Below are 6952 nucleotides of genomic sequence, written 5' to 3' on the forward strand. Positions count from 1 at the left end.
ACTCCCGACTCCCTATTCCTACTTCCTAAAACCAAAATAATCCTCTTTTTTGTTATCCATTAAAAAAACCATAGAATAATATTTAAGATGACTAATACAAGCAATAGTAAGCCATTTATAATTAAATCATGACGACTTTCGTTGAGCTTTTTACCTAAAACTAGGCTGCCGCGCTCAAGAAAGTATTTTTTCATAAACCCTGGAACTTTTTCATAGTATGGCTTGTACTTTAGCAGATTAATAATTAGCTGTATTAAGCCATAGGTAGTCAGAATTAATAGGGTAATTCGGTACCAGGAATAGAGGTTAATCATGATGTCTGACTCAGGATATATTTGACCAAAATAGCGAGAATGGCTGCTGCAATGCTGCCGATTAAACTGATTCTGACAATCCGATTGTACTTGCGGACTTGGATCTCCGCCATCTTTTCTGCCTGTCTTTCCATATAGTTTTCTAGTTCCTGAGCTAGGGTGGAAACTACGGCAATGATTAGCGCTGCATCATCAGCTAATCCAGCTACGGGAATTACGTCGGGCACAGCATCAAAGGGGGATATTAAATAGACTAAGGCTGCGATCGCTAAAGCTTTTCCCTTCCAAGCCGCATTAGGGTCCCGAACCATTTTAGCTAAACCTTGAATTTTCGGCCAAATTTCTTTAATTGGTCCCCGGTTCATCCGTTCTAAGTTCTTGTCAATTTTTTGGATGTCTTCTGGCTTGGTATTTTGGAGCAATTTGTGAAATCTTTCTTTTATCCTCCCCCGGTTCATCTGATCCAGACTCTGGTCAATTTTATGGATGTCATTGGGGGAGATATTTTTTTGTAATTTTTCCAGTAGTGTTCTAATCTTACCAGGGTTGCTTGCTGCTGAGTTTTCCGACCGTTGGGGGGTATCTTGTTTAGTGGTAGATTTTTTAAATTTGCTGAGCATCCCTGTAATTTTGCCTCTAATTTTGCCAGTGTTGCTTGGTGCTGAGTTTTCCGACCGTTGGGGGGTATCTTGTTTAGTGGTAGATTTTTTAAATTTGCTGAGTATCCCTGTAATTTTGCCTCTAATTTTGTCAGTGTTGCTTGGTTCTGGATTCCTTACCCTTACTAGGGTGTCCTTAAGAGTTCCTGGTTTGGGTATTTTGCTCAGTAGTGACTGAATTCGCCCAGGGGGTTTTTGTTCTAAGGTCTGGTCAAGTTGTTCTAAGGTCTGGTGGAGGGATTGGGTATCCTCTGGTTTTTCCTCTGGTTTTTCCTGTTTTTGAAATCGCCGAAGTAGTCTTTCCTGTAAACCCATTACTATGAACCTTGTTATATCCGAGGATTTATCTGTTTTAGTTGTTAACTATTATAATGACTTTTATGGTAAGCTTATTGCTAAATGGCTAGTCCCCAGTTGTAGACCCATCTAGAATAGCCAGCATGTTGTGCCATCAGGGTTTTGTGTTGGTTGTTCAGTTTGACTTTGGTCTTGAGAGCTTTATACATGTTTAATACACTTGTCACAGCTTTTCCCTTAACTATTACCAACTCCCCTAGTCTTTCCCGAGCAGCTAAAGTGAGCACCCAATCCTTTAATTCTAACCCACTGCGCCAGTGGTTAACTCGCTTTTCCCTATCCCTAGGCTTGAGTCTAGTATCTACATTCAGTGCAATTCCTGCCCTAGGAGCAGAGCGAATTACTTTCTTCGTTTCTCCCTTTGGACAATTTAATATAGGGATTGAAGACTTGGAAATTTTTGCTAAAGATGGCACAATGACAAGGCAATTTGCCTATTATGCCAACTTTGCTACACCAACACAATTAGCAGCACTGCGGATTCTACTAAATAGTCGATTTAATATTTCTCCCAGATATGTTTATTTGTTCACTCGCTTACCGGTGGGTAAAACCTTACTGCGCCGATTAGGGAATGTCATAAAAGCAGATTTTAATCGCAATGGTTTCTATCCTTTACGGGGTGCTTTGATTTCCGCAGCTTCTGATCCAGAAGGCTTGAGCGTTATTAATGTATTGCGTAAATTTTCCCTAGAAACTATTTACCTGGATGTGGAACTAATTTCTGATGTTACTGATGAGCTATCACGGCTCTTTGTGGTAAATAATGTTGTCTTTAGTGCCATTAAAAATCGGGCACAAATACAGACAAAAAGCTCAACATCGTTTAATTTCTCAGCACAAGCAGATCTCAGGAATTCTGGAGGAATAGGTTGGCGTAAAGAAACCTTTGAGGTTTATAACTCTGAGCGTCAAGCTTCGTTTCCGGTTGATATTTATCTACCTAAGTCTTCAGACCAAGGAGGAATAAGAGGCTCGATTCCAACTCTGGTTATCTCCCATGGTTTGGCTTCAGACCGCAATACCTTTGCCTATCTAGCGCAACATTTAGCATCTTACGGTTTTGCGGTGGCGGTGCCGGAGCATATTGGTACTAGTTCCGAACGGATTAATCAAATCTTTGCTGGCTTCGCAACTCCCCTCAATCCTACTGCGATCATCCATCGTCCTCTCGATGTGAAGTATTTGTTAGATGAACTTTCGGCTAAAGCTAATTCTGACCCGAGTAAGTTTGGCAAGCTCAATCTAGAAGAGGTGGGAGTAATTGGTCAATCCTTCGGAGGCTATACTGTTCTTGCTCTAGGAGGGGCTAAGCTCAATTTTGAACAGCTTACTAGTGACTGTGATGCTGCTCGACAAAACAATTCATCTTTGGATGTATCCCTGCTACTCCAGTGTCGAGGTACTCAACTACCCCCAGAAGACTATAATTTGGGAGACGAACGGGTAAAAGCGGTGATTGCTGTTAATCCGCTCAGCAACCCGATCTTTGGTGAAACCGGGATGTCACAAATTCAGGTTCCGGTCATGATGGTTTCAAGTATCAGAGACATCTTCGCGCCACCTGTAGAACAACAAATTACCCCCTTCAGCTGGCTAACTACCCCAGAAAACTATCTAGTGGTGACAGAAGCAGGTACTCACTTTTCCTACCTGGGTGGAGCAGGAGAGGGTGTCTTACCGGTTCCACCTGAATTGATTGGGCCAGATCCTGCGATCGCTCGTCCTTACCTGATGGCACTTAGTACTGCTTTTTTCAAAACCTATATTGCTAAACAACCCCAATATGCTTCCTATCTCAGTGAGTCCTATGTCAAAGAGATTAGTCAAGACCCATTGAATCTGTTTTTGCTCAAGTCTTTTTGATTCTCCCGATCTCCCGACCTCACAGGGGTAGGTTTTTTACATTTGGGTCGGGAGTCGGGAATCGGGAATCGGGAATCGGGAATCGGGAATCGGGAAAAGCGGGAAATGGGGAGAATTATCCCGGAAANCCCCCTTCAGCTGGCTAACTACCCCAGAAAACTATCTAGTGGTGACAGAAGCAGGTACTCACTTTTCCTACCTGGGTGGAGCAGGAGAGGGTGTCTTACCGGTTCCACCTGAATTGATTGGGCCAGATCCTGCGATCGCTCGTCCTTACCTGATGGCACTTAGTACTGCTTTTTTCAAAACCTATATTGCTAAACAACCCCAATATGCTTCCTATCTCAGTGAGTCCTATGTCAAAGAGATTAGTCAAGACCCATTGAATCTGTTTTTGCTCAAGTCTTTTTGATTCTCCCGATCTCCCGACCTCACAGGGGTAGGTTTTTTACATTTGGGTCGGGAGTCGGGAATCGGGAATCGGGAATCGGGAATCGGGAGTCGGGAAAAGCGGGAAATGGGGAGAATTATCCTGAAAATTATTGTATATTTTAATACAGATTTTGATGAATTTATACGTAGCGATGCAGCGCGGTCTTGGGGGTTTCCCCCATGAGCGACTGCATCAAGACAATCAAAGTACATACTTGCCCCTTTGTAAAAAACCTACCCTTGTAAGGATCTCCCGACTCCCTCGGTGCGCTTTCCAATGGGCGAGTAAATTGCCCTTGGGTCGCACCGCTCCCGACTCCCGACTCCCGATTCCCGACTCCCGACTCCCCTAAATACCACAAATTTCCCTTAAGTCTTCTTCCTCTTCATGAGTGACTAGGTAATCATGGAGCCAATCACAACTCTTTGCCACTAAATCCCTTGGGGTTAATGGGAGCAGCCACTGACCATGGTTACTCTCTCACAAAAGAGAATCCATAATAGAGTCACAAGTTTTTGGTCAGGATGAGCCATACTATGAAGGAAGCTACCAACCTCACACAACAAATCAAGGTTAAGGTAGAAGATGACCGTACAGGTATGTCGGTGGAAACCCTTAAGCGAGCCTTTGCTGATAATCTTTATTATATCCAGGGTAAAAATCAGTTTTTGGCTACACCCTATGATTACTATATGGCTCTGGCTTATACGGTAAGAGACCGGCTACTTCAGCGGTGGATTAAAACCTTAGAAACCTATACTAGAAAAAATACTAAGACGGTATATTACCTGTCAGCAGAATTTTTGATGGGTCGCCAGCTTACTAACAATTTGCTCAACTTGGGGATATATGATCGGCTCAGCCAAGCTCTCCACGAATCTGGGCTGGAGCTAGATGACCTGAAAATCCTGGAAGCTGAGCCTGGTCTAGGGAATGGCGGTTTAGGACGCTTGGCTGCTTGTTTCCTGGACTCCCTGGCAACCTTAGAAATTCCTGCTGTTGGGTATGGCATCCGTTATGAATTCGGTATCTTTGACCAGCGGATCATTGACGGTGGTCAAGTTGAACGTCCTGACAAGTGGCTACGCTTCGGCAACCCTTGGGAAATCCGACGCCCAGCATTAACGGTTGAGGTGAATTTCGGGGGTCACACAGAATCTTACAAGGATGAGGAAGGGCGCTATCGGGTGCGTTGGATTCCAGAGTGGCAGGTTTTGGGTACTCCCTACGATATACCAGTGCCTGGTTACAAGAAAAATACGGTCAATACCCTGCGTTTGTGGCGTGCTGGTGCCAGTGAGGAATTTGATTTTGAGGTGTTCGACAGCGGTGACTATGCTGGCTCTGTGACTGAAAAGATTTATTCTGAGAATATCTCGAAAGTTCTCTATCCCAATGATAAAACTTCCCAAGGGAAGCAACTACGGCTGGAGCAGCAGTATTTCTTTGTTAGCTGTTCTCTTCAGGATATTATTAATAATTATCGACGAACTCATAGTAATTTCGACCTCTTCCATGAGAAAATTGCGATTCAGCTGAATGATACTCACCCATCAATTGGGGTGGCGGAGCTGATGCGGTTGTTCTTGGATAAGTACAAATTGAGCTGGAATAGAGCTTGGTATATTACTAAGAACACTTTTGGCTATACTAATCATACTTTGCTAGCAGAGGCTTTGGAACGCTGGCCAGTTAGCCTATTTGAGAAACTATTACCGAGGCATATAGAAATTATCTATGAAATCAACCGTCGCTTCTTGGATCATGTGCGTGCCAAGTATCCAGGTGATAATGACCGGCTCAGACGAATGTCCTTGATTGAAGAAGGACCTGATAAGTCTGTGCGGATGGCTCATTTAGCCTGTGTAGGTAGCCATGCTATTAATGGGGTGGCCGCACTGCATACGGAATTGCTGAAGAAGGATGTGCTCCAAGATTTCTATGAATTGTGGCCAAATAAATTTATTAATATGACCAATGGGGTCACACCCCGTCGGTGGCTATTGCTGAGTAATCCTCAATTGTCGGAACTGATTACTGAGAAAATTGGGGAGGGTTGGGTTACTGATCTAGACCAGCTCAAACAGTTAGAGCAGTTTGTTACTGATGCTGAGTTTTGCGATCGCTGGCGCAAGATTAAGCAGCTGCACAAGCAAAACCTGGCAGATTATATTCTGCTGCACAACAATATTAACGTTGATCCTAATTCCCTGTTTGATGTTCAAGTCAAGCGGATTCACGAGTACAAGCGTCAGTTGTTGAATGTACTCCATATCATTACTCTCTACAACCAGATCAAGGAGAATCCCTCTATCGATATCTTGCCCCGAACCTTTATTTTCGCTGGCAAAGCAGCACCGGGTTACTACATGGCTAAACTGGTGATTAAGTTGATCAACTCAGTAGCAGAGGTGATCAATGATGACCCTGATGTAAGCGATCGCATAAAAGTAGTTTTCTTAGAAGGCTTCTCGGTTTCCCTCGGAGAGCAGGTTTACCCAGCAGCCGACCTTTCAGAGCAAATTTCCACTGCTGGCAAGGAAGCCTCTGGAACTGGCAATATGAAATTTGCCATGAATGGAGCGTTAACCATTGGTACCTTGGATGGTGCTAATATTGAAATCCGAGAAGAAGCAGGAGCAGAGAACTTTTTCCTGTTTGGTTTAACTACTGAGGAAGTATACGCTATCAAGGCTGGGGGATATAACCCACAGGATTACTACTACAACAATAAAGAGCTCAAGCAGGTAATCGATCAGATTGGCTCTAGGTACTTCTATCCCCGTAATCCTAAGCTGTTTAAGCCACTGGTGGATTCCCTACTCTACGGCGATGAGTACCTGCTTTTGGCAGACTACCAGTCCTATGTGAATACCCAGAAGCAAGTAAGCCAAGCCTATCGGGATCAGGATCACTGGACTCGCATGTCGATTATCAATGCGGCGAATATGGGCAAATTCTCTTCAGACCGCACGATTCGGGAGTATTCTCAGGAAATTTGGAATGTTGAGCCGATTTCCGTTGACCTAGACGAGTACGACCAGAACTCTGCTGGGTTGAAGCGAGTAACTAATTTACATTAACTTGAACAGTAACTATAGCAGTTGCCTTAATCAGGGAGTCGGGAATCGGGAGTCGGGAGTCGGGGAGATGGGGAGAGTGTGGGAAGTGTGGGGAGGGTGGGAAGTGTGGGAAGTGTGGGAAGTGTGGGGAGATGGGGAGATGGGAAACATTTTTATAGGGTACGAGGTACATTAAATTTTATTACCCCTACTCCCTACTCCCTACTCCCTACTCCCTACTCCCTACTCCCTACTCCCTAC

General features: G+C 44.2%; 7 protein-coding genes. 4 read left to right on the top strand and 3 right to left on the bottom strand.

Annotated elements, in window-relative coordinates; genetic code table 11:
* Nucleotides 1–59: 59 nt before the first annotated feature.
* The 3 genes from BJP37_RS03320 to BJP37_RS03330 all read right to left on the bottom strand — a co-directional run bounded on the left by BJP37_RS03320 (nt 60) and on the right by BJP37_RS03330 (nt 1479).
* Nucleotides 60–314, bottom strand: coding sequence for a hypothetical protein (locus BJP37_RS03320; RefSeq protein ID WP_070396234.1), 255 nt, complete (start codon nt 312–314; stop codon nt 60–62).
* Nucleotides 311–1288: a YkvA family protein gene (locus tag BJP37_RS40685; RefSeq protein WP_075896463.1), complete on the bottom strand. Its 978-nt coding sequence runs from the start codon at nt 1286–1288 to the stop codon at nt 311–313. The genes BJP37_RS03320 and BJP37_RS40685 overlap by 4 nt, the downstream gene beginning before the upstream one ends.
* A gap of 80 nt (nt 1289–1368) precedes the next feature.
* The gene (locus tag BJP37_RS03330; protein ID WP_075896465.1) at nt 1369–1479 is read right to left on the bottom strand and encodes a helix-turn-helix domain-containing protein; all 111 of its coding nucleotides are present in this window, start codon (nt 1477–1479) and stop codon (nt 1369–1371) included.
* On the opposite strand from BJP37_RS03330, the gene BJP37_RS03335 reads away from it, so the two are divergent.
* From BJP37_RS03335 to BJP37_RS03345, 4 genes are all read left to right on the top strand, one after another.
* Nucleotides 1478–3196 (top strand): alpha/beta hydrolase, encoded by a 1719-nt coding sequence (locus BJP37_RS03335; protein ID WP_229415180.1) that lies wholly within the window; start codon nt 1478–1480, stop codon nt 3194–3196. The two genes, BJP37_RS03330 and BJP37_RS03335, sit on opposite strands and share 2 nt — an antisense overlap.
* Before the next feature lie 166 nt (nt 3197–3362).
* Nucleotides 3363–3608, top strand: coding sequence for a hypothetical protein (locus BJP37_RS03340; protein ID WP_075896467.1), 246 nt, complete (start codon nt 3363–3365; stop codon nt 3606–3608).
* 172 nt (nt 3609–3780) lie between these two features.
* Nucleotides 3781–3981, top strand: a complete 201-nt coding sequence (locus BJP37_RS35510) for a hypothetical protein (RefSeq protein ID WP_143727446.1) — start codon at nt 3781–3783, stop codon at nt 3979–3981.
* 184 nt (nt 3982–4165) lie between these two features.
* Entirely contained in the window at nt 4166–6712 is a 2547-nt protein-coding gene (locus tag BJP37_RS03345; protein WP_075896469.1) for a glycogen/starch/alpha-glucan phosphorylase, read from the top strand.
* Nucleotides 6713–6952: the final 240 nt, after the last annotated feature.

The sequence above is a fragment of the Moorena bouillonii PNG genome (assembly GCF_001942495.1).
Lineage (GTDB): Bacteria > Cyanobacteriota > Cyanobacteriia > Cyanobacteriales > Coleofasciculaceae > Moorena > Moorena bouillonii.